This window comes from Kitasatospora sp. NPDC057738, from assembly GCF_042798815.1.
Taxonomy (GTDB): Bacteria; Actinomycetota; Actinomycetes; order Streptomycetales; family Streptomycetaceae; genus Kitasatospora; species Kitasatospora lactacystinica.
In genome coordinates this window covers 193,967-220,784 of record NZ_JBHVJT010000002.1, presented here as the reverse complement: position 1 = coordinate 220,784, position 26,818 = coordinate 193,967, and the positions used below count along the sequence as shown (strand labels likewise).

The 26,818-nt window shown below is 72.5% G+C and carries 24 protein-coding genes; 9 read left to right on the top strand and 15 right to left on the bottom strand.

Features of this window, described 5'->3' with window-relative positions; genetic code table 11:
* The first annotated feature begins 370 nt into the window (after window positions 1-370).
* Window positions 371-1,516 carry a ribosome small subunit-dependent GTPase A gene (rsgA, locus tag ACFVGO_RS02175; RefSeq protein ID WP_359908058.1) on the top strand — a complete coding sequence of 382 codons (1,146 nt, stop codon included), beginning with the start codon at window positions 371-373 and terminating at the stop codon, window positions 1,514-1,516.
* Window positions 1,517-1,579: 63 nt separating this feature from the next.
* Here the strand turns inward: rsgA and ACFVGO_RS02170 are convergent, their stop codons facing one another.
* Window positions 1,580-2,038 carry an ASCH domain-containing protein gene (locus tag ACFVGO_RS02170; protein ID WP_359908055.1) on the bottom strand — a complete coding sequence of 153 codons (459 nt, stop codon included), beginning with the start codon at window positions 2,036-2,038 and terminating at the stop codon, window positions 1,580-1,582.
* Between the two features lie 209 nt (window positions 2,039-2,247).
* Here ACFVGO_RS02170 and ACFVGO_RS02165 point away from each other — a divergent pair, with 209 nt between their 5' ends.
* Together ACFVGO_RS02165 and ACFVGO_RS02160 are read left to right on the top strand one after the other, a co-directional pair.
* Window positions 2,248-3,915, top strand: a complete 1,668-nt coding sequence (locus ACFVGO_RS02165) for a DNA-3-methyladenine glycosylase 2 family protein (RefSeq protein ID WP_380630639.1) — start codon at window positions 2,248-2,250, stop codon at window positions 3,913-3,915.
* Window positions 3,912-4,421 (top strand): methylated-DNA--[protein]-cysteine S-methyltransferase, encoded by a 510-nt coding sequence (locus ACFVGO_RS02160; RefSeq protein ID WP_359908049.1) that lies wholly within the window; start codon window positions 3,912-3,914, stop codon window positions 4,419-4,421. The genes ACFVGO_RS02165 and ACFVGO_RS02160 overlap by 4 nt, the downstream gene beginning before the upstream one ends.
* 43 nt (window positions 4,422-4,464) lie before the next feature.
* Here ACFVGO_RS02160 and ACFVGO_RS02155 read toward each other — a convergent pair whose 3' ends face one another.
* Together ACFVGO_RS02155 and ACFVGO_RS02150 are read right to left on the bottom strand one after the other, a co-directional pair.
* On the bottom strand, window positions 4,465-4,974 hold the full coding sequence (locus ACFVGO_RS02155; RefSeq protein WP_380630638.1) for a GNAT family N-acetyltransferase: 510 nt from the start codon (window positions 4,972-4,974) through the stop codon (window positions 4,465-4,467).
* Window positions 4,975-5,017: 43 nt separating this feature from the next.
* A complete protein-coding gene (locus ACFVGO_RS02150) occupies window positions 5,018-5,548 on the bottom strand; it encodes a MarR family winged helix-turn-helix transcriptional regulator (RefSeq protein ID WP_359908043.1) in 531 nt (176 codons plus the stop codon).
* A 192-nt stretch (window positions 5,549-5,740) separates the two neighbouring features.
* Between ACFVGO_RS02150 and ACFVGO_RS02145 the strand changes: the two genes are divergently transcribed.
* Window positions 5,741-7,294 (top strand): MFS transporter, encoded by a 1,554-nt coding sequence (locus ACFVGO_RS02145; protein WP_380630636.1) that lies wholly within the window; start codon window positions 5,741-5,743, stop codon window positions 7,292-7,294.
* A 16-nt stretch (window positions 7,295-7,310) separates the two neighbouring features.
* On the opposite strand, the gene pth is transcribed toward ACFVGO_RS02145, so the two are convergent.
* The 4 genes from pth to ACFVGO_RS02125 all read right to left on the bottom strand — a co-directional run bounded on the left by pth (window position 7,311) and on the right by ACFVGO_RS02125 (window position 10,155).
* Complete coding sequence (gene pth, locus ACFVGO_RS02140; protein ID WP_359908038.1) at window positions 7,311-7,922, bottom strand: aminoacyl-tRNA hydrolase; 612 nt, start codon at window positions 7,920-7,922, stop codon at window positions 7,311-7,313.
* A gap of 231 nt (window positions 7,923-8,153) precedes the next feature.
* A complete protein-coding gene (locus ACFVGO_RS02135) occupies window positions 8,154-8,786 on the bottom strand; it encodes a DUF305 domain-containing protein (protein ID WP_380359306.1) in 633 nt (210 codons plus the stop codon).
* A 134-nt stretch (window positions 8,787-8,920) separates the two neighbouring features.
* Window positions 8,921-9,586: a DUF3105 domain-containing protein gene (locus ACFVGO_RS02130; RefSeq protein WP_359908032.1), complete on the bottom strand. Its 666-nt coding sequence runs from the start codon at window positions 9,584-9,586 to the stop codon at window positions 8,921-8,923.
* Between the two features lie 101 nt (window positions 9,587-9,687).
* Window positions 9,688-10,155 carry a hypothetical protein gene (locus tag ACFVGO_RS02125; RefSeq protein ID WP_359908029.1) on the bottom strand — a complete coding sequence of 156 codons (468 nt, stop codon included), beginning with the start codon at window positions 10,153-10,155 and terminating at the stop codon, window positions 9,688-9,690.
* Between the two features lie 412 nt (window positions 10,156-10,567).
* Between ACFVGO_RS02125 and ACFVGO_RS02120 the strand changes: the two genes are divergently transcribed.
* On the top strand, window positions 10,568-12,415 hold the full coding sequence (locus ACFVGO_RS02120; RefSeq protein WP_380630634.1) for a hypothetical protein: 1,848 nt from the start codon (window positions 10,568-10,570) through the stop codon (window positions 12,413-12,415).
* A gap of 330 nt (window positions 12,416-12,745) precedes the next feature.
* Here the strand turns inward: ACFVGO_RS02120 and ACFVGO_RS02115 are convergent, their stop codons facing one another.
* The 5 genes from ACFVGO_RS02115 to ACFVGO_RS02095 form a co-directional block, all read right to left on the bottom strand.
* Window positions 12,746-13,801: a hypothetical protein gene (locus ACFVGO_RS02115; RefSeq protein ID WP_359909495.1), complete on the bottom strand. Its 1,056-nt coding sequence runs from the start codon at window positions 13,799-13,801 to the stop codon at window positions 12,746-12,748.
* A 37-nt stretch (window positions 13,802-13,838) separates the two neighbouring features.
* Window positions 13,839-14,519 carry a hypothetical protein gene (locus ACFVGO_RS02110; RefSeq protein WP_359909492.1) on the bottom strand — a complete coding sequence of 227 codons (681 nt, stop codon included), beginning with the start codon at window positions 14,517-14,519 and terminating at the stop codon, window positions 13,839-13,841.
* Window positions 14,520-14,627: 108 nt separating this feature from the next.
* A complete protein-coding gene (locus ACFVGO_RS02105; RefSeq protein ID WP_359909489.1) occupies window positions 14,628-15,950 on the bottom strand; it encodes an MFS transporter in 1,323 nt (440 codons plus the stop codon).
* Window positions 15,951-16,077: 127 nt separating this feature from the next.
* Window positions 16,078-17,160 carry an inositol-3-phosphate synthase gene (locus ACFVGO_RS02100; protein ID WP_359909486.1) on the bottom strand — a complete coding sequence of 361 codons (1,083 nt, stop codon included), beginning with the start codon at window positions 17,158-17,160 and terminating at the stop codon, window positions 16,078-16,080.
* A gap of 126 nt (window positions 17,161-17,286) precedes the next feature.
* Window positions 17,287-17,985 (bottom strand): PadR family transcriptional regulator, encoded by a 699-nt coding sequence (locus tag ACFVGO_RS02095; RefSeq protein ID WP_359909483.1) that lies wholly within the window; start codon window positions 17,983-17,985, stop codon window positions 17,287-17,289.
* Between the two features lie 518 nt (window positions 17,986-18,503).
* Between ACFVGO_RS02095 and ACFVGO_RS02090 the strand changes: the two genes are divergently transcribed.
* Both ACFVGO_RS02090 and ACFVGO_RS02085 read left to right on the top strand, forming a co-directional pair.
* Entirely contained in the window at window positions 18,504-20,972 is a 2,469-nt protein-coding gene (locus ACFVGO_RS02090) for a transglycosylase domain-containing protein (protein WP_380357527.1), read from the top strand.
* A gap of 193 nt (window positions 20,973-21,165) precedes the next feature.
* Entirely contained in the window at window positions 21,166-22,743 is a 1,578-nt protein-coding gene (locus tag ACFVGO_RS02085) for a glycosyltransferase 87 family protein (protein WP_359909477.1), read from the top strand.
* Between the two features lies 1 nt (window position 22,744).
* Here ACFVGO_RS02085 and ACFVGO_RS02080 read toward each other — a convergent pair whose 3' ends face one another.
* From ACFVGO_RS02080 to ACFVGO_RS02070, 3 genes are all read right to left on the bottom strand, one after another.
* Window positions 22,745-23,779 carry an alanine racemase gene (locus tag ACFVGO_RS02080; protein WP_359909474.1) on the bottom strand — a complete coding sequence of 345 codons (1,035 nt, stop codon included), beginning with the start codon at window positions 23,777-23,779 and terminating at the stop codon, window positions 22,745-22,747.
* 13 nt (window positions 23,780-23,792) lie between these two features.
* Window positions 23,793-24,911 (bottom strand): peptidoglycan bridge formation glycyltransferase FemA/FemB family protein, encoded by a 1,119-nt coding sequence (locus ACFVGO_RS02075; RefSeq protein WP_359909471.1) that lies wholly within the window; start codon window positions 24,909-24,911, stop codon window positions 23,793-23,795.
* Window positions 24,912-25,138: 227 nt separating this feature from the next.
* Window positions 25,139-25,438 (bottom strand): hypothetical protein, encoded by a 300-nt coding sequence (locus ACFVGO_RS02070; protein WP_359909468.1) that lies wholly within the window; start codon window positions 25,436-25,438, stop codon window positions 25,139-25,141.
* A gap of 322 nt (window positions 25,439-25,760) precedes the next feature.
* Here ACFVGO_RS02070 and rpsF point away from each other — a divergent pair, with 322 nt between their 5' ends.
* Window positions 25,761-26,051 (top strand): 30S ribosomal protein S6, encoded by a 291-nt coding sequence (gene rpsF, locus ACFVGO_RS02065; RefSeq protein WP_188298654.1) that lies wholly within the window; start codon window positions 25,761-25,763, stop codon window positions 26,049-26,051.
* Window positions 26,052-26,147: 96 nt separating this feature from the next.
* On the top strand, window positions 26,148-26,756 hold the full coding sequence (locus ACFVGO_RS02060) for a single-stranded DNA-binding protein (protein ID WP_359909464.1): 609 nt from the start codon (window positions 26,148-26,150) through the stop codon (window positions 26,754-26,756).
* Window positions 26,757-26,818: the final 62 nt, after the last annotated feature.

Here is a 26,818-nt window from a genome sequence, read left to right as displayed (position 1 = left end):
GTCCCGGCGGGGGCGGTCGAGCTGCGGCGGATGCGCGTGGCGGCGGACGGCGGTGCGGGGCGCTATCTGACCCCTTATGGCGGGCCAATTTTGGTCCCCAGAGGCCGCTCTGGCGACCGCTGCCTCGCGTTTCCGCAGGTCAAAAATAGGTTGGCCACAATCCCCCGCCCCGCTAGCGTGTGACACATCCGGTTCGGGGGCCATTGGGCCGCCCGAGGAATAGAGAGCAGGAGGTGAACCCCGTGGTCGTTGTCGCCCCGATAGCTGCCCAGGGCAGCACTCGCGTTCACCTCCTTTCCCCGGCCGCCGGCTGAGCCCTTCGCGCCAGCCGTAGCCCGCCGGGATCATCTCCTCCCGAAGGGCCACTGCGTTGTTCAACGCTGCCTCCGTTTCGTCGTTCTCTTCTCCCTCTTCTGCTTCTTCCTCCTCTTCGACTTCCGCCGACGCCTCCGCCCTGACCGGCTACGGCTGGACGGCCGAGCTCGCGGAGCTGTTCACCCCGTTCGGCGAGGCCGGGCTGCTCCCGGCCCGGATCGTCCGGGTCGACCGCGGCCAGTGCGACGCCGTCATCGCCGACCCGGAGACGGGCGAGCCGCGCACCGTCCGGTTCGACACCCGGCCGGTGGGCGACGCCGACATGATCAACTGCCCCTGCACGGGCGACTGGGCGGCGGTCGACCTGTACGCCCGGCCCATGGCCTCCGTCGCCGCGCTGCTGCCGCGCTCCACCGCGATCATCCGCAAGGTGGCCGGCAAGCGCTCCGACGGCCAGGTGCTGGCCGCCAACGTCGACACCGTGCTGATCGCCTCCTCGCTCGCGACCGACCCCGACCTCGGACGGATCGAGCGCTTCCTCGCCCTGGCCTGGGAGTCCGGCGCCGACCCGCTGGTCGTCCTCACCAAGGCCGACCTCGTCGACGACGCCGACTTCATCCGGTCCGACGTCGAGGCGGTCGCCCCCGGAGTCACGGTGCTCGTGGTGAGCGCCGACACCGGCGAGGGCATGGACGTGCTCCGCGCCTGCACCCCCGGCACCACCGCGGTGATCGGCCAGTCCGGCGTCGGCAAGTCCACGCTCACCAACGCGCTGGCCGGCTCCGCGGTGATGACCGTCCAAGAGGCCCGCGAGGTCGACCAGAAGGGCCGCCACACCACGACCACCCGAGAACTGATCCCGCTGCCCGGCGGGGGCGTGCTCATCGACACCCCCGGGCTGCGCGAGGTCGGCCTCTACGGAGGCGAGGGCGTGGACCTGGCCTTCGCCGACATAGCCGAGCTGGCCGAGGAGTGCCGCTTCCAGGACTGCGGCCACCACACCGAGCCCGGCTGCGCGGTGCAGGCGGCACTGGCCGACGGCACCCTGCCGCAGCGCCGCATGGACAGCTACCTCAAGCTCCAGCGCGAGAACGACTGGATCGCCTCGCGCACGGACGCCCGGGTGGCCAAGGCGCGGCTGAAGAAGTGGAAGACGATCACCAAGTCGATGCGAGCCGTGGGAGGTCCGGTGAAGCGCTGAGCCCGGGCACCGGCCGGCCGCCGCGCAACGGCCGCCGGCCGGTCCCCGCCGGGCCCGCCCGGCTCAGCGGAGGTCCGCCACCACGCGGAAGCGCTGCAGGACCACCGGAGTGGTGTCGTCCACGGTGAAACCCGGGTCATCGAGGGCGTCGAGCATCTCCGGGCTGCGCCAGAACCGCTCGTGCACCGCACGCCACTCGGCCACGCTGGTGCACCCCTCGCCCTCGTCCAGGGCGTGCTGGAGGTCGACCTCCGCGAGCGGGACCACCCGGACGTCCGTGGTCTCGATCACGGCGACCCTGCGGCCGTCCGAGTCGAGTACGGCGGAGCGCTCACCGGCCAGCGGCAGGGGCTCGCCCTCGTGCTCGTAGTCGGCGATCAGGCCGGTGGTGCTGGTCTTGGCACCGTCGAGGATCGCGGCGACCAGCTGGTCCCGCAGAGGGCCGGGGAACGCGAACTCTGCCGGAGGCAGGGCGACGACGCGCGGGTCGTCCGGGCCGGTGTAGGGCTGCTGGTCACTCATGCCGTGAGAGTAACGGCGGGGCGCTCGGCGGGCTCGCGAATTTCGGGGCCTCGGGCCGGTGCGGCGGGCCTGCGGGGTATGGGCCATGGGCCCTCGGCCATGGGCCGAGGGGCGTGGGCTCACGGTGTGGCGGGTGGTGGGTGGTGGGTGGTGGGTGGGCGGGGAGGGGGGAGGGGGAGGGGAGGCCCCCGAAGCAGCGATCAACGGCGATGTCCGATTCCCGCCAGTCACCCCCCGCCCAGTGCCGCAAACTGGACAACGTGATCGACGACGACATCCGGTACCGAGCCGTGGACAGCCGCGACTCCCGCTTCGACGGGGTCTTCTTCACGGCGGTCACCTCCACCGGCATCTACTGCCGTCCGAGCTGCCCCGCCGTGACCCCCAAGCGCGTCAACTGCGTCTTCTACCCCAGCGCCGCAGCGGCCCAGGGGGCCGGCTTCCGCGCCTGCCGCCGCTGCCGCCCCGACTCCGTGCCGGGCTCGCCCGAGTGGAACCACCGAGCCGACCTGGTCGGCCGCGCGATGCGCCTGATCGGTGACGGCGTGGTGGACCGCGAGGGCGTCGCCGGCCTGGCCGGCCGCCTCGGCTACAGCGCCCGCCAGCTGCAGCGCCAGCTGATCGCCGAGCTCGGCGCCGGCCCGATCGCGCTGGCCCGCGCCCGCCGCGCGCAGACCGCCCGCCTGCTCCTCCAGACCACCGAACTGCCCGTCACCGACGTCGCGTTCGCGGCCGGCTTCGCCTCCGTCCGCCAGTTCAACGACACCGTGCGCGAGGTCTACGACCGCACTCCCAGTGGTCTGCGCGCCGAGGTCGCCGCCGGCCGCCGCAGCGCGACCCCGGCCGGCGGCCTCACCCTGCGCCTCGCCTACCGCGGCGCGCTCGACAGCGAGCACCTGATCGACTTCCTCGCCCTGCGCGCCGTCCCCGGCGTGGAGGAGGTCGTCCCCGGCGCGCGGCCCGGTGTGCGCGTCTACCGTCGTACCCTCGCGCTCCCGTACGGCCACGGCATCGCCGAGGTCGACGGTCTGGCGCCGGGCGAGCCGCCCACCCGCGGCTGGCTCGACTGCCGGCTGCTGCTCGCCGACCTGCGAGACCTGCCGACCGCCGTCCAGCGCCTGCGCAACCTCTTCGACCTGGACGCCGACCCGCTCGCGGTCGACGAGCAGCTCGGCGCCGACCCGCTGCTCGGCCCGCTGGTCCGCGAGCGCCCCGGCCTGCGCTCGCCCGGCCACGTGGACCCGCACGAGCTCGCCGTCCGCGCCGTCCTCGGCCAGCAGATCAGCGTCGTCGCCGCCCGTACCCTGGCGGGACGGCTCGCCGAGAAGTACGGCACCGCGCTGCCCGAGCCCAGCGGCGGCCTGCGGCTGCTCTTCCCGACCGCGGCCGCCCTGGCCACCGCCGATCCGGAGGACTTCGCGATGCCCGTCGCCCGCCGCCGCGCGCTCACCGGCCTGTGTGCCGCGCTGGCCGAGGGCGTGGTCCGGCTCGACAGCGGGGTCGACCGGGAGGAGGCCGCGGCCGGCCTGCTGGACCTGCCCGGCATCGGCCCCTGGACGGTCGGCTACCTGCGGATGCGGGCGATGGCCGACCCCGACGTCTTCCTCCCGAGCGACGTGGGCGTCAAGCACGGCCTGCTCCGGCTCGGCGCCGCGGGGGACCCGAAGTCCGCCGACCGAGCCGCCGAGGCCTGGGCCCCGTGGCGCTCCTACGCCGTCCACCGGCTGTGGGCCGGCCCCGTGAGCACCGGCCCCGTGAGTACCGGCCCAATGAGTACCGGCTCCGTGAGTACCAGTCCCACGAACACCGGCATCAGCACCAGCAACACCAGTGACACCACTGACACCAGTACCGGAACGGAGAACGGACGAGCATGAGCACCACCGTCTACACCACCATGGAGAGCCCCTTCGGCCGGCTGCTGCTCAGCGGCGTGCTGCCCGAGGAGGGCGGACCGGCCGCGCTGGCCACGGTCACCGTGCCCGGCCAGAAGTACGCCCTGGCCGAGCCCGCCGACGACTGGGTCCTCGACCCGGAGGCGCTCGCCGAGCCGGTGGCCCAGCTGACCGACTACTTCGCCGGCAAGCGCACCGGCTTCGACCTCCCGCTCGCGCCCGAGGGCACCGAGTTCCGCCGCAGGATCTGGGCGGCACTGGACGAGATCCCGTACGGCAAGACCGTCACGTACGGCGAACTCGCCGAGCTGGCCGGGCAGGAGCCGCGCATGGTCCGGGCGGTCGGCGGCGCGGTGGGCGCCAACCCGCTGCTGATCGTCCGCCCCTGCCACCGGGTGCTCGGCGCCGGCGGCGCGCTCACCGGCTTCGCCGCCGGTGTGGACCGCAAGCGCTGGCTGCTGGACCTGGAGAGCGGCACCCTGTTCTGACCACCGGGGCGCCGCGAACGTCCGAGCACCCGCCGCCTACCGCTCAACTCCGCAGTTCCACCCGCCAGTTGTTGCTGCGCATGGGCCGTCCGGGCGGGAACTCGAAGTCCGTCTCGCCGAGCAGTGTGAAGCCGGCCTTCGCGCAGACCGCGTTGGAGGCGGGGTTGTCCACCGAGGGGAAGGCGTGCAGGTGGGGGTGGGCGGCCTCGCGGCGGGCGGCCTCGACCGCCACGCGGGTCGCGGCGACCGCGATGCCCCGCCCCTGGAAGCCGGGCAGCACGTTCCATCCCATCTCGTGGACGGTCCGGCCCTCCCACGTCCGGGTGCCGTAGCCGACCGTCCCGACGGCCTCGCCCTCGGGCAGCAGCACGATCCGGTACATGCAGCCGAGCCCGGACGGGACGAAGTCCAGGTAGCGGCGGTGCCGTACGAGCAGCTGCTCGGCGCTCTCCGGCCCGCCGACGTGCTTCTTCATCTCCGGCGTGTTGACCCGGCGCAGCAGCGCGAGGTCGTCGTCCGTCCAGGGCTCGATCCGTACCGCTGTGCTGGTCATGCCGGGGACGGTAGCGGCGGGCGAACGCGGCGGCCAGTGGTTTTCACCCGGCCGCGGGCTCCTGGGCGGGTGCCGGCTCGGGCCCGGTGCCCGGCTGTGCGAGGGCGCGGGCGAGCTGTTCCAGGCCCGGCAGGGCGTTGACGACCGCCGCGCGGTCGGCCGGGTCGAGGGTGCCGAGTGCGGTGGCGATGCGGCGTTCGTGGGCGTGCTGCCAGTCGTCCAGCTGGCGCCGGCCCGCCGGGGTGAGGGCGATCCGGGCGGTGCGGCGGTCGCCGGGGTCGGCCTGGCGGTCCACGAAGCCGGCGTCGAGCAGCTTCCCGACCAGTCCGCTGACGGTGTTGGGCGCGAGCCGCTGCCGTGCGGCCAGCTCGCCGACCCGCAGTGGCGCGGCGGCCAGTGTCTGGAGGAGTTCGACCTGCGCCATCGGCAGGGACTCCCACGGGTAGTCGGTGCGGATGCTGCTGCGCAGCGCGCGGCGCAGCCGGGTGACGGTGTCGGTCAGCTGCCGGGCGTGCTCGACCGCCGGGTCGGGGCTTGCGGTGGCGGGGTCGGGAACGTGTGGTGACGACGGCATGGCGGACAGCGTATCGCCTGGTACGGGGCGGTTCGGCGGCCGGTCGGGGCCCCGGGGTCGTGCCGTGTTGCGGCTCTGTCGCAGGCCTCGCCGCGGGGGTCCGTCCGGCACCGTCCGTACCGTGGGACACATCCTGTCGTAGAACGAGCTGCTCGTAGAGAGAACATATCTGTATCCGATATATTCGTACCCATGAACGCCACCGCCCTTGCCTCGCGGCTGCTCACCGAGCGGCCCCGGCCGCGCGGCATAGCCGGCTGGCGCCACGCCCACTGGCTCGCCGTCGGCACGGTCTGTCTCGGCGCCTTCCTCGGCCAGCTGGACGCCAGTGTCATCGCCCTGGTCTTCCCCGCCATCGGCCGCGACTTCGACGCGGGCTTCGCCGCCGTCGAGTGGGTCGCCCTCGCCTACCTGCTGGTCCTGGTCGCCCTGCTGGCCCCGATCGGCTGGCTGTCGGACCTGGTCGGCCGCAAGACGATGTACATCGGCGGCTTCGCGGTCTTCGGCCTCTCCTCGCTCGGTGCCGGATTCGCCGGCGGCCTCTGGGCCCTGGTCGGCTGCCGCGCCGTCCAGGCGGTGGGCGCCGCGATGATGCAGGCCAACAGCGTCGCCCTGGTCGCGCGGGGCGTCCCCGAGCGCGCGATGCGGCGCGCGCTCGGCATCCAGGCCTCCGCCCAGGGCCTCGGCCTGGCGCTCGGGCCCAGCCTCGGCGGGCTGCTGGTCGAACACGCCTCGTGGCGCTGGGTGTTCTGGGTCAATGTTCCGATCGCGGCGTTCGGCATCCTGGCCGGCTGGTTCCTGCTGCCCCGCACCCGGGCGGCGGGCGCCCCCGCGGCCGTACCGGGCCCCCGCCCTGCGAACTCCCCCGGCGGGGGAGCCCACCGCGCCGGACGCCGTCGAAACGTTGCCCACCGCAACGATGCCCACCGCAACGAAGCCCGCCGGACCGCGACCGGCCGGACCGTGACCCGCCGGACCGCGACCGGCGACGCCGCCCGCTTCGACCTGCCCGGCCTGCTGCTGCTCACCGGGGCGACCACCTCGCTGCTGCTCGCCCTGTCCACCGCCTCCGGCCTGCCGCTGCCCGGCTGGGCGGTGGCCGCCCTGCTGCTCGCCTCCGCCGCCCTGACCCTGGCACTGGTGCGCCAGGAACGGCGGGCCGCCCGGCCGATCCTGGCGCCCGGGCTGGTCAACACCCCGGGCGTGCGCTCCGGCCTGGTGGTGGGGCTGATCGGCTATCTGCTGCTGTTCTGCCCGCTGGTGCTGGGCCCGGTGCTGCTCACCGGTGCCGGGGTGTCGACGGCCCACGCGGGCCTGGTGATCACCCTGCTGCCCGCCGGGTTCGCCTTCGCCGCGACGGTCGGCGGCGGGCTGCTGCCCCGGGGCTGGTCGGACGTGACCAGGTGCCGCCGGGGTGCGCTGCTCGCGGCCGGCGGGCTGCTGCTGTTCGCCCTGCTGCCGGCCTCGGACGCGGCGGCGGCCCCGCTGCTGATCGCCGGTTACGGGCTGGGTCTGCTGCTGCCCGCCAACAACGCGCTGGTGATGCGGGCGATCCCGGCGCAGTGCTCGGCGGTCGGCGGCGGCATGGTGAACATGGCCCGCAGTCTCGGCACGGCGCTCGGCATGGCGCTGTCCGTCCTCGGTGTCCACCTGGCGGGCGCCGAGTCCGGTGGGCGGACGGTACTGCTCGTGCTCGCCGCCGTCGCCGCGGCGGCGGCGCTGCTCGCCCGGCCCGTCCGGGCCTGAGGAGCGCGGGGCCCCGCTACCGCGCGTCGGTACGGGCGCGCGGGGGCACCGGTGCGTTCAGGGCGTCCTGGGCGCGGTTCAGGCCGCGCCGCACCAGCGTCTCCAGGGCGTCCGCGCAGCGGTCCAACTCGCCGGGCATGGCGGCCAGTTCCTCCTCCGAGAACTTCTTCAGCACGAAGTCCCCGACGCTCTGGCCCTTCGGCGGACGTCCGATGCCGAACCGCAGCCTGACGAAGTCCCGGGTGCCGAGCACCTCGCCCACCGAGCGCACCCCGTTGTGGCCGCCGGGGCCGCCGCCGCGCTTGAGCCGGGCGGAGCCGAAGGCGAAGTCCAGGTCGTCCTGCACCACCACCAGCCGCTCGACCGGGACGCCGTGGCGGCGCAGCAGCGCGGCCACCGGGCGGCCGGACAGGTTGATGGACCACCACAGCGGCTTGGCCAGCAGCACCCGGTGGCCGTCGACGGCGATCTCGGCCACCAGGGTGGCGATCCCGCGCCGGCGGAACCGGGCGCCGTGCCGTTCGGCCAGCCGGTCCACGGCGAGGAAGCCCGCGTTGTGCCGGGTGAGCCGGAACCACGGGCCGGGGTTGCCCAGGCCGGCGATCAGCCAGGGGGCGTCGGGGGTCATGCGAGGGTTCTCCGGAGGGGTGGGGGCGGGGGAAGACGGCGGACGGCCGGGGCGCGGCGGGGACGGTACGGGACCGTCCCCGCCGGCGCCCCGGCCGTCCGGGGACACGCGGGACCTGCGGGACGTACAGGACGTACAGGACGTACGGAATGTACGGGACCGGTGGGACCCGGGGACACCCGGACCCGAGGGACACGTACGAGCCGCAGGGCGAGCCCGCGGAACGAGCACTCAGGAGGCGGGCACGCCGGGCTCGGCGCCGCGCTCCTTGAGCATGTCGGTCATCAGCTGGAGCTCGGAGGTCTGGGCGACCACCATCGACTGGGCGAGCCGCTTCTCGGCATCGTTCCGGGCCTTGTCGACGTAGCCCTGGGCCATCTCGACGCCGCCCTTGTGGTGCTCGATCATCAGCTGGAGGTAGTACACCTCGGCGTCCCGCCCGCTGAGCGTGCGCAGCTTCGCGATCTGGGTGTTGGTGGCCATGCCCGGCATCAGCGAACCGTCGTGGGCCTGGTACTCGTGGCCCATCTCCATCCACGCCATCGGCGTGGCGGTCGAGTGCTGGGGCAGCCCCCACTGGTCGAGCCAGCCCATCATCATCCCGCGCTGGTTGGCCTGGGTGTTGATGATGTCGAAGGCCAGGGTGCGGGTCGGCTCGTCGGCGGTGCGGTCCCGGACGACGAACGACAGGTCCACGGCCTGCTGGTGGTGGGTCGCCATGTCGCGGGCGAACCCGGCCTCGGGGGAGTCGTTCGCGGGGACGGACAGCGTGGACGAGCCGGACGCCGATGTCCCGCTCGCCACCAGGGCCGGCACCCCGAGCGCCAGCGCCACGGCGGCGGCCAGCGCGGCCGGCCACCACATGCGGCGGCGGCGCGGGGCCCCCACTTCCTGGACGCCGTCCGCCGAGGTGTCCACGGCGTCCACGGTGTCCACGGCGTCCACGGTGCCCGCGCTGTCCGCCGTCACGGCCTCGCCGGGGCGGCCCGCGCCGGCGGTCACATCTGCCCCATGGTGCAGGAGGCGCCCGGCTCCTGGGTCTGCTTGCCCTGGACGTACTTGGTGAAGAACTGCTCCACCCGCGGGTCGCTGGCGCTGTCCACGGTCAGCTGGGTGCTCCAGGCGTTCAGGGTGATGGTGCCCTGCTCGTCCGGGTACGGGCTCATCAGCGAGTACGGGGTCTTCTTGACCCGGTCGGAGAGGGTCTTGACGTCGTCCGGCGTGGCCTTGCCGTTGTACGTCACCCAGACGGCGCCGTGCTCCAGCGAGTGGACGGCGCGCTCGTTCTCGACCGGCTGGTCGTAGACGTGGCCCATGCAGTCCAGCCAGATCGCGTTGTGGTCGCCGCCGACCGGCGGGGTCATCGGGTAGGTGACCTTGTCCTTGACGTGGGTGCGGCTCAGCTCGCCGAAGGTCTTCACGCCCGGGATGTCCGCGTTGGCGGCGGTCTCCTTGTCCTTCTTCTTCTGGTTCTGGTCCATGACGATCCAGGTGCCGGTGGCGATCGCACCGATCACCAGCACGCCGGCCGCCACCGAGGCGACGATCTTGTTGCGGCGGTCGCGGCGCTGCTCGGCGGCGCGCAGCTCGGCGATCCGGGCGCGGCGGTCGAGGCCGTCCTGCTTGCCGCCGGGCTTGTTGGACTGCTTGGAGGCGGAACCCATGGTGGTCGTCCTTGTCCCCGCCGCACCGGTCGGTGGCGGCGGTCAGCTGGTGTGAGAGGAGAAACGGATCCGTCGGCGGCTGCGCCGGCGGTGGGTTCCACTCAGGACCGGTGGACCTGGAGTTCGTGCAGATCGGGCACCGGGTGCGCGCCGTCGAGCAGACCGGTGGGCACCACCCGGGGCAGCGCCTCGGGCGCGGCCGGGGTCAGCGGTGACACGGCGGGTTGCGGCTGCGGCGGCGGGTTCGGCAGCTGGGCGTCCTGCGAGCAGTACGGATGGCTGGAGCAGCCGTTGTTGCGCGGCGGCTGGCCGTCGGCGGTGCAGAGGATCCAGTGCCCCTGCTCCTCGGCCGTCCGGTGGTGGTCCGAGGACTTCGTGGCCCCGGTGACCTTCGCGGCGTGACCGGTGTAGGAGGAGTGCCCGGTGGCGACCTGGACACTGACCACGCTGACGACGGTGACGGCGCTGACCGGGGCCGCGTGCGGCGCCGGTTGGCCGGAGCCGTCCACCGCCTTGGCCTGGCCCGCGCAGGGCAGCAGCGTCAACAGCGTGACGAGCAGCAGGACCAACAGCCCACCTGCCGGGCGGCCCGCGGATGCGGCCCTCCCCGGTCGGGGCGAACTGGGGGCCGACGCGGTCATGCGCACATTTAATCAGCCGAACGAGTGATGCGATGCCCCCCATCGGCCCTCATTTTCGGGGGCCCGCACACCCGGATGGCCAGGAAACGCCCTGCTCCGGACACATCCGGCAAGCACGGACGGAACGGGAGCGGACGACCGGGCGACGCCACCGTGGACGGCCCGGCGAACCGCCCGGTGAACGGCCTGGTGAACGGCCTGGTGAGCGCGGTGGCCGGGATGCTCCGGTGGGTGACCGGTTGTCGCCGAAACCCGGACAGGGTCGTCGCAGGTGGAGAACAATGTCGTCAGCCCGGCCCGCCGGGGGCGGCGCGACCACGGAACGACCAGGAGCCGCCAGATGAGCAAGCAGGGTGCACCCGCACAGCCGCACCGGCCGGACGACGGTTGGTGGGACGCCGTCTACGACGGTCCGACGGGCACCCTCCCGGACACCCCGCACGCCGACCCGGGGGACGGCAGCGTGGACGACTGGTTCGACACGGCGGCCGGGCTCATCGGGCAGCAGCGCTCGGCGGAACCGGAACCGGAACCGGAACCGGCACCGGAGCCCGAGCCCGAACCCGAGCCGGAGACGGCCGTAGCGGCTTCCGGGGAGCCCGACGGCGCGGCGGGTTCTGAGGGCTCGGCGGGCTCGGCGGGCCGGGACAGCATCGACGACTGGTTCGACACCGCGGTCGGCGTGATCGGCGGAGCGGAGGGGATCGGGCGTCAGCGGACCTCCCCGGAGACCCACCGCTTCCCGGCCCCCGACTTCGCCGACGACGCACCGAGGACGGCGCGCGCGCGGGACCCGGAGCAGGACCCGGAACCCGCACCCAAACCGGAACCCGCACCCAAACCGGAACCCGAGCCGGACCCGGAATCCGAGCCGGAACCCGAGCAGGCATCGGCACCCGAACCCGCACCCGAGCCGGAGGCCGTACCGGGTCCGGACTCAAACCCGGCCCCAGCCCCAGCCCCGGACGTGGTCCCGGACCCGGACCCGGTCTCGCTGGAGAAGCCCACCCCGCCGCCCGCCCCCGAACCGGCGCAGCCGGACCCCGTACCCGCCGTTGCGGAGCAGCCCGAGCACCCCGAGCACCCCGAGGAACTGGTGCCGCTGGTAGAGGCGGAGAAGTCCGAGCCGCCCGCCCCCGCTCCCGCCCCCAGCTCCGCTCCCGAGCCCGAACCCGTCCACGCCTCGGAACCCGACCCGGAGCCCGTGGCCCAGACCGCCGCCGTCCCCGACCCCCGCCTGGCCGTCCGCGCACCGCTCGCCGACGGCGGCGCCGCGGTCCCGCACGTCGGCGAGCGCCCCCCGACCTACGGACCCGAGCCGACGGCCGTACCCGAGGCGGACCCGGGCGCACTGCGCGCGCTCGTCCCGGACACCGTGCTGGACGGCGCCCAGTACGGTCCGTCCGTCCTGCGCGCCGCCTCCGTCCGGGGCGACTCCGCGCGCTACCGGGGTGAGCCGCGCCGCGACTCCCTGCTGGTCACCCGGTTCGGTGAGGGCCCGGACGGGCTGCTGCTCGCCGTCCTCGGCGGCTTCGACCGTACGGGCGGAGCCGCGGAGGAGGAGACGGTCACCCCGGAGGCGATCGCGGCCGCCAGCGGGGAGGCGTGCCACCATCTCGCCGCCGCGATCGGGCGCAGCCGGGCCGGCCTGGCCGCGGACCTGCGCGACGGTGCCCGCGACCGGCTCCGCTACGGCCTCCAGCGCCTGGCCACCGGTGCGGCCGCCCCGCTGCGCGCCCTGGCACCGCAGCCGGAGGGGGACGACACCCCGTCCCCGGCGTCGCTGCACTGCCTGATGGTGTCGCTGGACCCGGAGGCCGGTTACCGCGCGGCCTTCGGCGTCGGTCCGGGCGGGCTCTACCTGCTGCGCTCGGGCCACTGGATCGACGCCTACGCGGCCCGGCTGCTGCACCACCCGGACGGTCAGCCGCCGTTCCCCGAGGCCCCGGTGCCCGGCCCGCGCCCGTTCCGCTTCCGGCTCGTCCCCGCGACGCCGGGCGACATCCTCCTCCTGTGCACCCCGGGCCTCGCCCGGCCCATCGCCGACGAGCCGGCCGTCGCGCACTTCCTCTCCACCCACTGGGCCCACCCCCACCCGCCGGGCACCGTCGACTTCCTCCGCCAGGTCCAGGTCCGTGCCAAGGGCTACGCCGACGACCGTACGGCCGCCGCCATCTGGACCGAGTGACCCCGCACCACCCCCCCCGACCCCAACCCCAACCCGCCCAAAGACCCAATCCGGCCCCACCCCCGCCCGGGCGCGGGCGCAGGCACCTTGGCGCCGGCCGCGCCGGGGGCGAGTCTGTAGACCGGTCTGCATATTCTCTGCCCGCCCCTATCGAGGTGGTGCGCAGGAAGTCGGCCTGATCGACTTCCTGTGCGTGGGGCTGCTCCCGGGCCTCTTCGACGGCCGCCCGGCCGGCTGACCGGCCGGGCTTGGGGGGGGGGGGGGGGGGGAGAAAAAGGGGGGGGGGGCCCCCCCCCCGAGCTCCCCCCCCCACCCCTCCTTCGTACCGGGCTACTTGAGCTGCTTCAGGCAGAGCACGTAGTCCAGGGCCGGGAGGTTGGGGTGCTTGCTGGTGTACCAGCTGTCCGACTTCGGCTGCTTCTCGCAGGCCTTCTCGTCGGAGGTGGCGAGGTACTTGAAGACGATCTTGTACTGCGCCTTGGTGTCGGTGCAGGGCACCACGGTGATCTTCGGGTTGGTGTCGGTGGTCTCGCTGGTGCCGTTCGCGTTGCGCAGGCAGTCACCGGGGTTGGCCGAGTCCACCTTGCTGTCCGAGTCGGTCGGCGTGGTGACCGGCGGGAACGTCAGCGTCGGGACCGGCAGCGTGAAGGTCGGCATGGGGATGACCGGTGACGTGTAGGTCGGCTTCGGCAGCGGCATGGGCGAGAAGGTCAGCACGGTGGGGGACGGCGTCGGGTCGGCGACCGGGTCGCCCTTCTTCGGGCCGAGCACCCCGGTCGCGGCCAGGGCCACGGTGACCGCCAGCGAGACCGGCACCAGCAGCATCGCGATGTGCGGCCGGCGGGTCAGCGGAACGCCCGGGTTCAGCTGGGGGCCGTGGCTGCCCGGGACGGGCGGCGGCAACTGCTTGAACTTGTTGTGCGGGCCGAGGTTCAGCAGCAGCGTGATCGGGGTCAGCAGCCAGGACACCAGGCTCCACCAGCCCTGGACCAGCGTCCGGGCCGACATGTCGCGCACCGTCGCCGTTCCGCAGGTGCGGCAGAACGGGCCGGTCATCCGCAGCATCCGGTAGGCGATGATCAGGCCCTGGTGGCCGCGGACGGTGGCGTTCACCGCCGGGTAGCCGCCGCAGAAGCGGCAGGTGGTCCCGTCCGTCGGCGGCGGCGGGTACCCGTAGCCGTAGCCGTCCGGCGGGGGCTGGACCCCGTACGGCTGCTCGGGCGGCGGGGCGCCGGGGTAGCCGTATCCGGGCCCCGGCGGTGGTGCGCCGTATCCGGGCGCCGGCGGCGGTGGGGGCGGTGCGCCGTAGGAGCCGCCGGAGGCGTACGGGTTGCCGTCGCCCGGTGGCGGGCCGTACGGCATCTGCGGTGGAGGCGGAGCGGACAAGGGGGTCCCCCGGGAAGGAAAGGAGAGGCGGAAGGGGTCAGGACTTCTTCACCGGCGGGACGCCGGTGGTGGTGGGCGCCAGCGGGCCGAGGCAGAGCACGTACCGCTTCTTGTTCCAGCGGCGGCCGCTCTTGCCCGAGACCGCGCTCGTGGTCTGCGGCGTCTGCTTGCAGCGGGTCACGTCCGTGGTGCCCTCGAACTTCGACAGAACACGGTAATTCGCTTTGCTGTCAGTGCACTTGACGATCTCGACGTCGCGGGAGCCGCTCGCCCGCACACAGTCCCCGGGCTTGGCGCTGCTGACGCTGGGCCCGGCCACGAAGTAGCCCACGGCCAGCGCCACGCAGCCGCCGACCAGCCCGACGATCCGCAGCTTGGACCGGATGCCGCGCTTGGCGGCCGGCGCGGGCGGCGCCGCCGGGGCGGGCTGGGGCGGGCCGTACGGTCCGGCGGGCGGCTGCTGCCCGTACGGTCCGGGGGCCGGCTGCCCGTACGGCTGCTGTCCGTAGGGCGGTTGGCCGGGCGGCTGCTGCCCGTAGGCGGGCGGCTGTCCGTACCCGGGTGGCGGGCCGTAGCCGGGCGGGGCCGGTGGTGCGGGCTGCCCGTAGGCCGGCGGCGGTCCGTACGGCGCGGCCGGCGGGGGTGGCGGTGCCCCGTACGGCGTGGCGACGGGCGGCCCCACCGGGGCCGGGCCGTACGGATTCGGCGGTGTGCTCATCAGTTCGTCCCCCGAGACGGAGTTCTGTCGATCCGACAGGTTCGAGTACCTTAGCGAGTCGGTCGGACGCCGTCGGCCGCGAGCCCCGAGGGTTCCCAGGAGCCCTGGTCACCGGGGGAGCGGGCTCCGGCGGGCGGCGCGCAGGTAGAGGACCGCCGTCAGGGCGTATACCCCGGCGACCCCCAGCACCACCGCGACCGAGCGGCCGGACAGCGGCAGCACCAGTGCCGTGACCAGGGCGGCGGCCACGAAGGCGACGTTGAACAGCACGTCGTAGATGGCGAAGACCCGGCCGCGGTACTCGTCCTCGACCGACTCCTGCACCGCCGTGTCGGCGCAGATCTTGGTGCCCTGGGTGACCACCCCGAGCAGCAGGGCGGCGATCAGGCAGGGCACCAGGGTGAAGCTCAGGCCCAGGGCGGGGACGAAGGCCACGGGGGCGACCAGGCAGGCCGTCATCCACCCGGCCAGGCCCAGCCGACGGGTGCACCAGGGGCTGACCAGCGCGGCGACGAAGAACCCGGCGGCGGACAGACCCACCGCCTGGCCGAGGGTGACCAGCCCGGCCGCGCTGTCGGTCGGGTCGTTGAAGGTGTACCGGGCGAGCATCACCACGACCACGATCAGCACGCCGTAGCAGAACCGGGCCGCGGTGACGGCGGCCAGCGCGTGCACGGCGGGCCGGCAGTCCCGCACGAGGTGGCGCACCGCGGCGCCGAGTTCGACGGCGGCCCGGACCAGTGCCTGGCCGAGCGCCGGGCGGCCCTCGTGCTGCTCCGGGCCGAGCAGGTCGCGGTCCATCCGCCGGGCGGCCAGCGCGGCCGACAGGTAGAGCAGCGCGGCCACCGTGACCAGGGCGGCGTCGGCCCGCGGCCCGGGAGCCATCAGCTGGTGCAGCGCGAAGCCGATGCCCCCGCCCGAGGCGGCGGCGACCGTCCCGAGGGTGGGGGAGAGGGCGTTGGCGGTGACCAGCTGGTCCTGCTCCACCACCCGGGGCAGGGCGGCGGACAGGCCGGCCAGGATGAACCGGTTGAGCGCGGTGACCAGCAGGGCCGAGGCGAAGAACAGCCAGGTCGGCGCCTGCGCCAGCAGCAGCGCGCCGGTGCCCAGGCCCAGCACGAAGCGGGCCAGGTTGCCGAAGTAGAGCACCTGGCGGCGGCGCCAGCGGTCCAGCAGCACGCCGGCGAACGGGCCGATGACCGAGAACGGCAGCAGCATCACGGCCAGCACCGAGGCGATGTCGGCGGGGGAGGACTGCTTCTCGGGGGAGAACACCACGTACGCGGCGAGCGAGACCTGGAAGACGCCGTCCGAGAGCTGGGAGAGCACCCGGGCGGTCAGCAGCCGCCGAAAGTCGCGGCCCTTCAGCAGGTCCAGGAGCGTGGCGCGGGGCGCGGACTGGTGGGTGCTGCCGTTCTCGGTGATCGCCACCCGCCCAGAGTGCCATGGAACCGGCCACTGTTTCACGTGAAACATTGGCCGCGAGAACGTGAAGGGCCCACGATCCGAAGACCGTGGGCCCTTCCTACGGCTGTGCGAGCCGTGAGCGGTCAGCCGCTCAGCGCTCGACCTCGCCGCGGATGAACTTCTCGACGTTCTCGCGGGCCTCGTCGTCGAAGTACTGGACCGGCGGGGACTTCATGAAGTACGAGGAGGCCGACAGGATCGGGCCACCGATGCCGCGGTCCTTGGCGATCTTCGCGGCGCGGACGGCGTCGATGATGACACCGGCGGAGTTCGGGGAGTCCCAGACCTCCAGCTTGTACTCCAGGTTCAGCGGGACGTCGCCGAACGCGCGACCCTCCAGGCGGACGTACGCCCACTTGCGGTCGTCCAGCCAGGCCACGTAGTCCGAGGGACCGATGTGGACGTTCTTGGCGCCCAGCTCGCGGTCGCGGATCTGCGAGGTGACGGCCTGGGTCTTGGAGATCTTCTTGGACTCCAGGCGCTCGCGCTCGAGCATGTTCTTGAAGTCCATGTTGCCGCCGACGTTCAGCTGCATGGTGCGCTCGAGGATGACACCGCGGTCCTCGAACAGCTTGGCCATCACGCGGTGCGTGATGGTGGCGCCGACCTGGGACTTGATGTCGTCACCGACGATCGGCACGCCGGCCTCGGTGAACTTGTCCGCCCACTCCTTGGTGCCCGCGATGAACACCGGCAGGGCGTTCACGAAGGCGACCTTGGCGTCGATGGCGCACTGGGCGTAGAACTTGGCCGCGTCCTCGGAACCGACGGGCAGGTAGCAGACCAGGACGTCGACCTGCTGGTCCTTGAGGACCTGGACGACGTCGACCGGAGCCTCGTCCGACTCCTCGATGGTCTCCAGGTAGTACTTGCCCAGGCCGTCGAGGGTGTGGCCGCGCTGGACGGTCACGCCGGTCGGCGGCACGTCGCAGATCTTGATGGTGTTGTTCTCGCTGTTGCCGATGGCGTCGGCCAGGTCGAAGCCGACCTTCTTGGCGTCGACGTCGAAGGCGGCGACGAACTCCACGTCACGGACGTGGTAGTCACCGAACTGGACGTGCATCAGCCCGGGGACCCTGCCGGCCGGGTCGGCGTCCTTGTAGTACTCGACACCCTGCACCAGCGACGCGGCGCAGTTGCCCACGCCCACGATGGCTACGCGAACCGAACCCATTCCGGTTGCTCCCTGTGATCTCATGAGGACCGCCGGGGTCGGCGGAACTCGTCCTGCTTCTTCGATGACTGCATGTACGGGCGCGAGGCGCCCGATCCTGCCGCGCGGCACAGGGCTGGCGCGGTGTCAGCGCTCCTGGGCGGAGCGCCCCGGGCGGTCGTACGGTGGCCCGGGCGGGTCCTGGGACCCGTCCTCCTGGCCACGGCCGTCCGAAGTCTTGTGGGGGCCGGCGGCGGGGCCGCCGGCGTCGGAGCCGGTCCGACCGGTGCGGTTGGACCGCTCGGTCTCGATCAGCTCGTTGAGCCAGCGGACCTCGCGCTCCACCGACTCCAGTCCGTGCCGCTGGAGTTCGACGGTGTAGTCGTCGAACCGCTCGCGCGCGCGGGCCAGCGAGTTGCGCATCCGCTCCAGCCGCTCCTCCAGCCGGCTGCGGCGCCCCTCCAGGACGCGCATCCGCACGGCCCGGTCGGTCTGGCCGAAGAAGGCGAAGTGCACGCCGAAGTGCTCGTCCTCCCAGGCGTCCGGGCCGGAGTCGGCGAGCAGTTCCTCGAAGCGCTGCTTCCCCTCGGCGGAGAGCCGGTAGACGATCTTGGACCGCTTGCCGTTGAGCGCGGTGGCCGGGACGTACTCGACGTCCGGGTTGTCCTCGACCAGGAAGCCCTGGGCGACCAGGCTCTTCAGGCAGGGGTAGAGCGTTCCGTAGGAGAGCGCCCGGAACGTGCCGAGCAGGATGTTCAGCCGCTTGCGCAGCTCGTAGCCGTGCATCGGGGCGTCGTGGAGCAGTCCGAGGACGGCGAACTCCAGCACTCCTGAGCGTCTGCCCATTGCCTTCGTCCTCCTCCCGCTCGGTGTCCGTCCGGCCGCCGCATCCGGCGGTATTCCGCTTCGATGTATCGGCTCGATATATCGAGAACAGTAAACCCGGCCCTCGGAACGAGCAAGGGGGGCACGCGTGAATGTGATCACAAGCCGACGCGCAGGTGAGGTTGGCAACGGGCTTGTAATGATCTGTTGCCGTTTTGCGGGCATTGGCAACTGATGTCCGATTAGTTGTATATCCGTGCTGCGTACGCTGTCGCGTGTGCACGAGGACCACCTCCGGGATCAGGGCGGTTTGCGGGCATCGGACGTGAACCCTGCCTTCAGGCTGGAAACGCCTGGCGAGGAGTGGCTGGAAGATGAGCGAGCGACGGCGAAGGACGCCCAACCCGGGCGGTGACGGGCAGCAGCCCCCGGGAGGCGGCGGCCGTCGGGGAGGTGGGTCGGAGCCCGACGAGCTGAGCTCGGACGGCGTCGGCCGACGCCGCCCCTCGGGGGTGAGGGAGACCGCACAACAGCCCCGGATGACCCGTGCGGAGATGCGCAAGGCTGCCCAGAAGAAGGGCAAGGGGGGCGGCCGGCGCGGTGACGCCGCGGCCTCCGCCGCCGCGGCCGCGGGCCCCGGCAAGAAGCGCTTCATCGACTACCCGCGGTTCGGCAAGAGCGGCATCCGGCGCTGGCTGCCGTCCTGGAAGCAGTGGCTGAGCGGCTTCCTGCTGGTCTTCGGCTGCTTCGTCGGCCTGGTGTTCTACCTGTACCAGAGCACCAAGGTCCCGGAGCTGAACGATCTGGTGCAGAACCAGAACACGATCTACTACTGGGCCGACAACACGGAGATGACCCGCAAGGGCCAGACCAACCGTCAGATCGTCGAGCTCAAGGACATCAGCCCCAACCTCCAGAACGCCGTCATCGCCGCGGAGAACAAGAGCTTCCAGACCGACAGCGGCATCGACCCCAAGGGCATGCTCCGCGCCGTCTGGAACATGGCGAAGGGAGGTGAGACCCAGGGCGCCTCGACGATCACCCAGCAGTACGTGAAGAACGCCTACCTGAGCCAGGAACAGACCCTCAGCCGCAAGGTGAAGGAGTTCTTCATCACGCTGAAGATCAACCAGGAGAAGAAGAAGCCCGAGATCCTCACCGGCTACCTGAACACCAGCTGGTTCGGCCGCGGCGCGAACGGCGCCCAGGCGGCCGCCCAGGCGTACTACGGGGTGGACGCCAAGGACCTCAACGTCTGCCAGAGCGCCATGCTGGCCGGTCTGCTCAAGGGTGCGGCGTACTACGACCCCACCAACCCGGACAACAAGGAACGGGCCCAGGGCCGGTGGAGCTGGATCCTGGACCAGATGGTGGACACCAAGGCCATCACCCCGGACGAGCGCGCCAAGTGCAACGTGTTCCCGGACCCGATCCCGCAGAAGCCCAGCTCCAACATGAACGGTGAGATCAGCTACCTGGTCGACACCGCCAACAAGTACGTGATGGCCACCGACAAGTCGATCACCCCGCAGATGATCGACCGGGGCGGCCTGAAGATCTACACCACCTTCGAGAAGGACAAGGTCGACGCGCTGAAGAGCGCCGTCGACGCCGTCAAGTCGGAGAACCTCAACCCGCAGAAGCGGCCGGACAACGACACCAACATCCAGTTCGGCTCCGCCAGCATCCGCCCCGGCGACGGCGCGATCGTCGCCCTCTACGGCGGCGACGGCGTGGAGAACGGCCACTTCGACAACAACGCCGACGCCACCGGCGTCCAGGTCGGCTCGACCTTCAAGCCCTTCGTGCTGGCCACCGCGATGCAGACCGGCGTGCAGACCGCGAAGGACGACAAGGGCAAGCCGAAGCGGATCAACGCCGACAGCCGCTACCTCGCCGACGACATGTCCGAGATCCGCAAGCCGGACGGCTCGCTGGTGATCGGCGACGACGGCAAGCCGTACCGGCAGAAGAACGAGGACTCCGGCAAGCGCGGCTACGTCTCGCTGCGGCAGGCCATGCAGTACTCGTACAACGTGCCCTTCGTCCAGCTCAACCAGGACGTCGGCGGCCAGAACGTGGCCGACATCGCGGTGCAGATGGGCGTCAAGAAGGAGAGCCTCGCCGACCCGAAGACGGCGACCTTCCCGCTCGGCACCTCCACCATCAGCCCGATCCGGATGGCCACCGCCTACGGCACCCTGGCGGCCAGCGGCAAGGAGGCCGAGCCGTACTCGGTCACCAAGGTCGAGGTGAGCGGCGTGGAGCGCCCGGGCTTCGGCAAGAAGGAGCCCAAGGTCGCGCTGGAGCCGGCCGTCGCCGACAACGTCACCGACGTGCTGGTGAACGTGGCCGTGAACGGTACCGGAAAGAAGACGAAGGACCTGGGCCGCCCGGTGGCCGGCAAGACCGGTACCACCGACCAGAACAAGTCGGCCTGGTGGGTCGGCTACACCCCGCAGCTGGTGACCAGCGTCGCGATGTGGCGCGAGGACCCGACCAAGCACGAGCGGCAGTCGCTCAACGGGACCGGCGGCAAGGAGTCCATCCACGGTGGTGACATCCCGACCGACGTCTTCACCCGGTACATGAGGGCCGCACTGGCCAACGAGAAGAAGATGGACTTCCCGACCCCGCAGCCGGTCGGCACCGAGGTCGACTCCTCCGGTGCGCCGTCCACGGCCTCCGCGACGGCCACCCCGACCACGGCCGACACCCCGACGGCCCCGGCGCAGCCCCAGTCGCAGGCGCCGCAGCCGCCGGTGCAGCCGCAGCCCACCCAGACCTGCGTGCCCGGCGTGGACTGCCCCGGCGACCAGCCCAGCCCGTCCAGCACCAAGAACCCGCACCCGGGCAACAGCTGTCTGCCGTTCGTCGGCTGCCAGACGCAGCCCCCGGGACCGACGGACAGCTCGTCGCCGGGCGGCGGCGGAAAGCCGGGCGGTGGCGGCAGGCCGACGCCGAGCAGCACCGGCGGCGGCCAACAGGGCGCGGCAGCCGGGCAGTAGCCCGGTCCCGGCTCGACCCCGAACGGCGGTGGCGGTCCTCCTCGGAGGGCCGCCACCGCCGTTTTCGTCCGGATCACCGCCGTTTCCGGGCCGGCCGTCGCGTCGCGACCGGCGGCCCGCCCGCCGTACGGGGGCGCGGACCGTTGCGGGGGCCTCCTCGTCCCGACGGGATCGGTGCGGCAGGATGTCCGGCATGACGTCGAGCGATCGTGACGAAACCGCCGGCCCGGTCGGGTCCGGCGCCGCCGCAGGGCCCCTCCCGGCAGCCGTCGCCACGGCCGCGCCACCGGTCAACACCGTGGTCGTCCCGGCCGACGAGGACCCGGTGGCGGCGGCCGGCAGCGAGGTGTTCGGCGGGCCGCCGGGCCGCCGGGCGCTGCTCGGCGTCTCCTGGTGGATCCCGGCGCGCTTCCTGGCGCTCGCGGTGATCGTGGTGTCGGTGCTCGGCATGGTGCAGAAGCTGCCCTGCTACGAGCAGGCCTGGTTCCAGCCGGGCTCGCCGCAGTACATCCACGCCTGCTACAGCGACATCCCGCACCTGTTCTCCGGACGCGGCTTCGCGGCCGGGCTGCACCCGTACGTGGACCGCATCCCGGGCTCCTCGGGGGACCTCCAGTACCTGGAGTACCCGGTGCTGACCGGCCTGTTCATGCAGGTCGCGGCCTGGCTGACGCCCGGCGGCGGCGACCAGCAGAGCCAGGAGCAGTGGTTCTGGGCGATCAACGCCGGGCTGCTGATGGCCTGCGCCGTGGTCGCCGCGGTGGCGCTCTCGCGCACCCACCGGCGCCGCCCGTGGGACGCGCTGCTGTTCGCGCTCGCCCCGGTCCTGCTGCTCAACGGCACCGTCAACTGGGACCTGCTCGCGGTCGCCCTGGCCGCCGTGGCGATGGCCTGGTGGGCCGGTGCCCGGCCGGGCTGGGCCGGTGTCTTCATCGGTCTGGCCACCGCGGCCAAGCTCTATCCGCTGCTGCTGATCGGCCCGCTGCTGGTGCTCTGCTGGCGGGCCGGCAAGTGGCGCGAGTTCCGGGTGATGCTGGGCGGCGCGGTCGGGGCCTGGCTGGTGGTCAACCTGCCGATCATGCTGGCCAACTGGCGGGGCTGGTCGACCTTCTACGTGTTCAGCAAGCACCGCGGCGAGGACTACGGCTCGTTCTGGCTGATCCTGATGCAGCGCCGCGGCGCCGGGCTGGCCGACCTCGACGTCTACATCGGCGTGCTGATGGTGCTGGGCTGCCTGGCCATAGCGTGGCTCGGCTTCTCGGCCGCGCGCCGGCCGCGCTTCGCCCAGCTGGCCTTCCTGGTGGTCGCGCTGTTCGTGCTGGTCAACAAGGTGTACTCGCCGCAGTACGCGCTCTGGCTGCTGCCGCTCGCGGTGCTGGCCCGGCCGCGCTGGCGGGACTTCCTGATCTGGCAGGCCTGCGAGGTGCTCTACACCCTGGGCATCTGGTCCCACCTGGGCCTGGTCACCGGCTCCAAGCAGCACGGGATCAGCGAGGGCTGGTACCACTTCGCGATCGGACTGCACCTGCTGGGCACGCTCTACCTGGTCGCCATGGTGGTCCGCGACGTCCTCCACCCGGACCACGACCCGGTCCGCTGGGACGGCAGCGACGACCCCTCCGGCGGGGTGCTGGACCACGCCCCGGACGTGTCCGTGCTGGGCACCGCCCGTCGGCTGCGCGAGGAGGAGAGCTACGCCGCGTACGCGCCGGCCGGCCCCGGGCAGTGGCTCGACGAGCCCGAACTGCCGGAGCCGGCCGAGAAGCCGTAGCTCAGCGGTCCACCACGCGGTCGAAGTGCGTGGTGGTGTGCCGGACCTGGAGACCGAGCTCCTCGCCGATCGCGGGGGGCGTGGTCTCCCCGTCCAGGAACAGCAGCGAGACCTGCATGTGCGGCGGCTCGGCGAACCACAGCTGCTTGCCGGCCCAGTGGAACGGCGACTTGGTCTTGTTGACCGTCGCCAGGCCGGCCCGGGCGATGCCCTTGGCCCGCGCCCCCATGCTCTGGACGTACTTGGGCGCCTCCAGGCCGATGCCGTGCGCGGTGCCGCCGGCGACCACCAGGATGTGGCCGTCGGAGGGCGCCGGGTGCTGGCGGTAGCCGTAGCGGTCGCCCTTGCGCAGCTGGGTGACGTCCAGGACGGTGGCCCGGACCTCCAGCGCGGCGTGGTCGCCCAGCCAGAGCCGGGTGCCGATCCGGGCCCGGAAGACCGTCTGCGGGTAGCGCTGGGCCAGCTGGTCCAGCCCGGCCGCGCCGAGGTGGCTGACGAACACGGTGTGCACCGGGATGCCGGCCGCCCGGGCGGTGTCCACCCAGTACGCGACCTCCTCGACGGGGCTGGAGCCGTCCGGCCGGTCCATCGGCAGGTGCAGCGCCAGGCCCTCGAAGCTCACGCCCTCCAGCTCGGCGGCGACGGTGCGCAGGTCGTCCGCGCTCACGCCGTGCCGGCGCATGGTGGTCATGCACTCCAGCACCACCCGGGCGCCGTGCAGCGCGCGCAGCGCGTCCACGCTGGCCACCGTCCGGATCACCCGGGCGTGCGGCAGCGGCAGCGCCTCCTCGCCGACCCGGTACGGGGTGAGCACCAGCAGCTCACCGCCGTACCACTCGGCGGCGTCGGCCGCCTCGTACGCGGTACCGACGGCGAGCACCCCGGTGCCCAGCAGCGTCGCCTCCTCGGCCAGCCGGTGGTTGCCCAGGCCGTAGCCGTTCCCCTTGGCGACCGGCACCAGGCCGGGGAACTCGGCGAGGACGGAGCGCTGGTGGGTGCGCCAGCGTTCGGTGTCGAGGTAGAGCGACAGCGTCATCGGGGCAGCCTCCTCAGCGGCGGGACATGTAGAGGTCGAGGGCCTTGTGCAGCAGCTTGTTGAGCGGGAAGTCCCACTCGCCGAGGTACTCGGCCGCCTGGCCGCCGGTGCCGACCTTGAACTGGATCAGACCGAACAGGTGGTCGTCCTCGTCCAGGGTGTCACTGATGCCGCGCAGGTCGTACACCCCGCCGCCGAGGGCGTAGGAGTCGCGCATCATCCGCCACTGGATGGCGTTGGACGGCTTGACCTCGCGCTTGTGGTTGGCCGAGGCGCCGTAGGAGTACCAGACGTGCTCGCCGACCACGAGCATCGTGGTGGCGGCCAGCGGCTCGCCCTGGTGGTAGGCGATGTAGAGCCGCATGCGGTTCGGGTCCTCGGCCACGAGGGCCTTCCACATCCGCTGGAAGTAGGCCAGCGGGCGCGGGGTGAACTTGTCGCGCTCGGCGGTGACCAGGTAGAGCTGGTGGAAGATCGGCAGGTCGTCGTAGCCGCCCTGGACGACCTCGACGCCGCTCTTCTCGGCCTTCTTGATGTTGCGGCGCCAGAGCTGGTTGAAGTTCTTGTGGATGTCGTCCAGCGAGCGGTTGGCCAGCGGCACCTGGAAGACGTAGCGGGGCTGGACGTCGCCGAAGCCCGCGCCGCCGTCCTCGCCCTGGAGCCAGCCGGCCTTGCGCAGCCGGTCGGCCACCTCGAAGGCGCGGGCCTCGTACCAGTCGGCCTCGACGTCGCGCAGGCGCTTGGCCTGCTTGGCGGCGATGGCCTCCTTGATGGTGGGGGCGTTCCAGCGGCGGATGACGATCGGCGGGCCCATCTTCACCGAGAACGCGCCCTGCGACTTGAGGTGCGCCAGCATCGGGGAGAGCCAGCGGTCGAGGTCGCGGTCGAACCAGTCGATGACCGGGCCCTCGGGCAGGTAGGCGAGGTAGCGCTTGAGCTTGGGCAGCTGGCGGTACAGGACCAGGCCGGCGCCGACGAGCTGGTTGGCCTCGTCGAACCAGCCGATCGACTCGGACCGCCACTCGGCCTTCACGTCACCCCACGACGGCACCTGCATGTGGCTGGCCGAGGCGCGGCTCCTGATGAAGGCGAGGTGCTCCTCGCGGGTGATCGTCCTCAGGCGCAGGCTCATTGCTCGGTGCTCCTCGTCGGTCGGGCTGCGGTGGCCCCAGTTCTCGGGCTGACCCTATCGTCCGGGGCTCGGGCACCCGTCGTGGTGGGCACGACGGCGCCCCCGCCGGGTACCTGTCTCCTCTGCAGATACGCGACGGGGGCGGCGAGGGTTCCGGGCGGGCCCTGTGGGCTCGGTCCCAGTGGCGGTGGCGGTGGCGCGGGGCGGGCGCGGGGGAGGGGGAGGGGTCAGCCCCAGAGACCGCCCCGGGCGATGCCGAGGTAGAAGCCGAGCGCGGCGGCGCCGAGCGAGACCATCAGGACGAAGCGCTCGGCGGTGGTGACCGAGACGAACATGCCCCACAGGCCCGTGACGATGCCGAACAGGCCGGTCCACGAGGTCAGCAGGTGCAGGTTGTGGAAGAACGAGGTGGTGAACGCGATCACGCCCAGCAGGGCGGTGACGCCCACCAGGGTGTTCTCGCGGGGGTGCGGGTGGCCGTCGGTGTTCAGCGTGAGGGCGGGCATGCGGTGGACGGACTGGGCCATGGGTCCCACCTCCTGGCGTGGAGACGAACGGGCAGGAATCCCGTTCCGTCCAGATTGCGGTGCTTGGGTCGCTCTCACAACCCCTATGCGTTTTGTTCGGCCGTCCGGGTGCAGGTAGGCTGTGCCGTCTGCACTGGTGTAGTTGTGCCCCCTTTGCGTCCGCTTCCGGGCGACGACCACTTTCGGGTGGAGCAGGGGGCCGACTGTCCGACCCGGCCGCTACGGTGGGCCGGAGTCGTCACTGCTCCGGTGCCGACGCTACGCACAACCCTCCTGCCACGGAGAGACCGTGGCCGCTGAGTCCAAAGGAGGTGGGTTACTCATGCGTCACTACGAGCTGATGGTCATCCTCGACCCCTCGGTCGAGGAGCGCGCTGTCTCCCCCCTGATCGAGAGCTTCCTCGCCGTCGTCCGCAACGCGGGTGGCAAGGTGGAGAAGGTCGACACCTGGGGTCGCCGCCGTCTGGCTTACGAGATCAACAAGCAGTCCGAGGGCATCTACTCGGTCATCGACCTCAAGGCCACGCCTGAGGTCGTCAAGGAGCTCGACCGCCAGCTGGGCCTGAGCGAGTCGGTTCTGCGGACCAAGGTCCTGCGCCCGGACACCCACTGAGCCACCTCTGAGGCCTTCGGGTCTCGGGTAGCTCGCGTCCGCTGTTTCACGTGAAACAGCGGCGAACGGACATCTTCCCGAGAGGTCATCACCACCATGGCAGGCGAGACCGTCATCACCCTCGTCGGCAATCTCGTCGACGACCCCGAGCTGCGCTTCACCCCGTCGGGTGCGGCGGTCGCGAAGTTCCGCATCGCGTCCACCCCCCGCACCTTCGACCGTCAGACGAACGAGTGGAAGGACGGCGAGAGCCTCTTCCTCACGTGCAACGTCTGGCGGCAGCCGGCGGAGAACGTGGCCGAGTCGCTGCAGCGCGGCATGCGCGTCATCGTGCAGGGCCGACTGCGCCAGCGGTCTTACGAGACCAAGGAAGGCGAGAAGCGGACGGTCTTCGAGGTCGAGGTCGACGAGGTCGGTCCGAGCCTGCGTTCGGCGACCGCCAAGGTCACCCGGGCCAACCGGTCCGGCGGCCCCGGTGGCGGCTTCGGCGGCCAGCAGGGCGGCGGCCAGCAGGGCGGCGGCAACTGGGGCGGCGGCGGTGGCGGCCAGCAGGGCGGCGGCAACTGGGGTGGAAACTCCGGTGGCGGCCAGTCCGGTCCCTCCGACGACCCCTGGGCCTCCAGCGCCCCGTCCGGTGGAAACCAGGGCGGCGGCTGGGGTGCCCCGTCCGGTGGTAGCGGTTTCTCGGAAGAGCCCCCGTTCTAAGAGCTGACAGATTTCGTGCGGCCCGGCGGCCGGCGTCCTCGGACGCCCGCCGGGCCGTGAAC

Bases quoted from the DNA above. Each gene is read 5' to 3' on its own strand.
- ACFVGO_RS02090 (WP_380357527.1), top strand. From the start codon at position 18,504: ATGACCCGTGCGGAGATGCGCAAGGCTGCCCAGAAGAAGGGCAAGGGG.
- ACFVGO_RS02110 (WP_359909492.1), bottom strand. From the start codon at position 14,519: ATGAGCACACCGCCGAATCCGTACGGCCCGGCCCCGGTGGGGCCGCCC.
- ACFVGO_RS02160 (WP_359908049.1), top strand. From the start codon at position 3,912: ATGAGCACCACCGTCTACACCACCATGGAGAGCCCCTTCGGCCGGCTG.
- ACFVGO_RS02075 (WP_359909471.1), bottom strand. From the start codon at position 24,911: ATGAGCCTGCGCCTGAGGACGATCACCCGCGAGGAGCACCTCGCCTTC.
- ACFVGO_RS02170 (WP_359908055.1), bottom strand. From the start codon at position 2,038: ATGAGTGACCAGCAGCCCTACACCGGCCCGGACGACCCGCGCGTCGTC.
- ACFVGO_RS02060 (WP_359909464.1), top strand. From the start codon at position 26,148: ATGGCAGGCGAGACCGTCATCACCCTCGTCGGCAATCTCGTCGACGAC.
- rpsF (WP_188298654.1), top strand. From the start codon at position 25,761: ATGCGTCACTACGAGCTGATGGTCATCCTCGACCCCTCGGTCGAGGAG.
- ACFVGO_RS02135 (WP_380359306.1), bottom strand. From the start codon at position 8,786: ATGTGGTGGCCGGCCGCGCTGGCCGCCGCCGTGGCGCTGGCGCTCGGG.
- ACFVGO_RS02080 (WP_359909474.1), bottom strand. From the start codon at position 23,779: ATGACGCTGTCGCTCTACCTCGACACCGAACGCTGGCGCACCCACCAG.
- pth (WP_359908038.1), bottom strand. From the start codon at position 7,922: ATGACCCCCGACGCCCCCTGGCTGATCGCCGGCCTGGGCAACCCCGGC.
- ACFVGO_RS02155 (WP_380630638.1), bottom strand. From the start codon at position 4,974: ATGACCAGCACAGCGGTACGGATCGAGCCCTGGACGGACGACGACCTC.
- ACFVGO_RS02150 (WP_359908043.1), bottom strand. From the start codon at position 5,548: ATGCCGTCGTCACCACACGTTCCCGACCCCGCCACCGCAAGCCCCGAC.
- ACFVGO_RS02130 (WP_359908032.1), bottom strand. From the start codon at position 9,586: ATGGGTTCCGCCTCCAAGCAGTCCAACAAGCCCGGCGGCAAGCAGGAC.
- ACFVGO_RS02145 (WP_380630636.1), top strand. From the start codon at position 5,741: ATGAACGCCACCGCCCTTGCCTCGCGGCTGCTCACCGAGCGGCCCCGG.
- ACFVGO_RS02120 (WP_380630634.1), top strand. From the start codon at position 10,568: ATGAGCAAGCAGGGTGCACCCGCACAGCCGCACCGGCCGGACGACGGT.
- ACFVGO_RS02095 (WP_359909483.1), bottom strand. From the start codon at position 17,985: ATGGGCAGACGCTCAGGAGTGCTGGAGTTCGCCGTCCTCGGACTGCTC.
- ACFVGO_RS02070 (WP_359909468.1), bottom strand. From the start codon at position 25,438: ATGGCCCAGTCCGTCCACCGCATGCCCGCCCTCACGCTGAACACCGAC.
- ACFVGO_RS02100 (WP_359909486.1), bottom strand. From the start codon at position 17,160: ATGGGTTCGGTTCGCGTAGCCATCGTGGGCGTGGGCAACTGCGCCGCG.
- ACFVGO_RS02165 (WP_380630639.1), top strand. From the start codon at position 2,248: ATGTCCGATTCCCGCCAGTCACCCCCCGCCCAGTGCCGCAAACTGGAC.
- ACFVGO_RS02085 (WP_359909477.1), top strand. From the start codon at position 21,166: ATGACGTCGAGCGATCGTGACGAAACCGCCGGCCCGGTCGGGTCCGGC.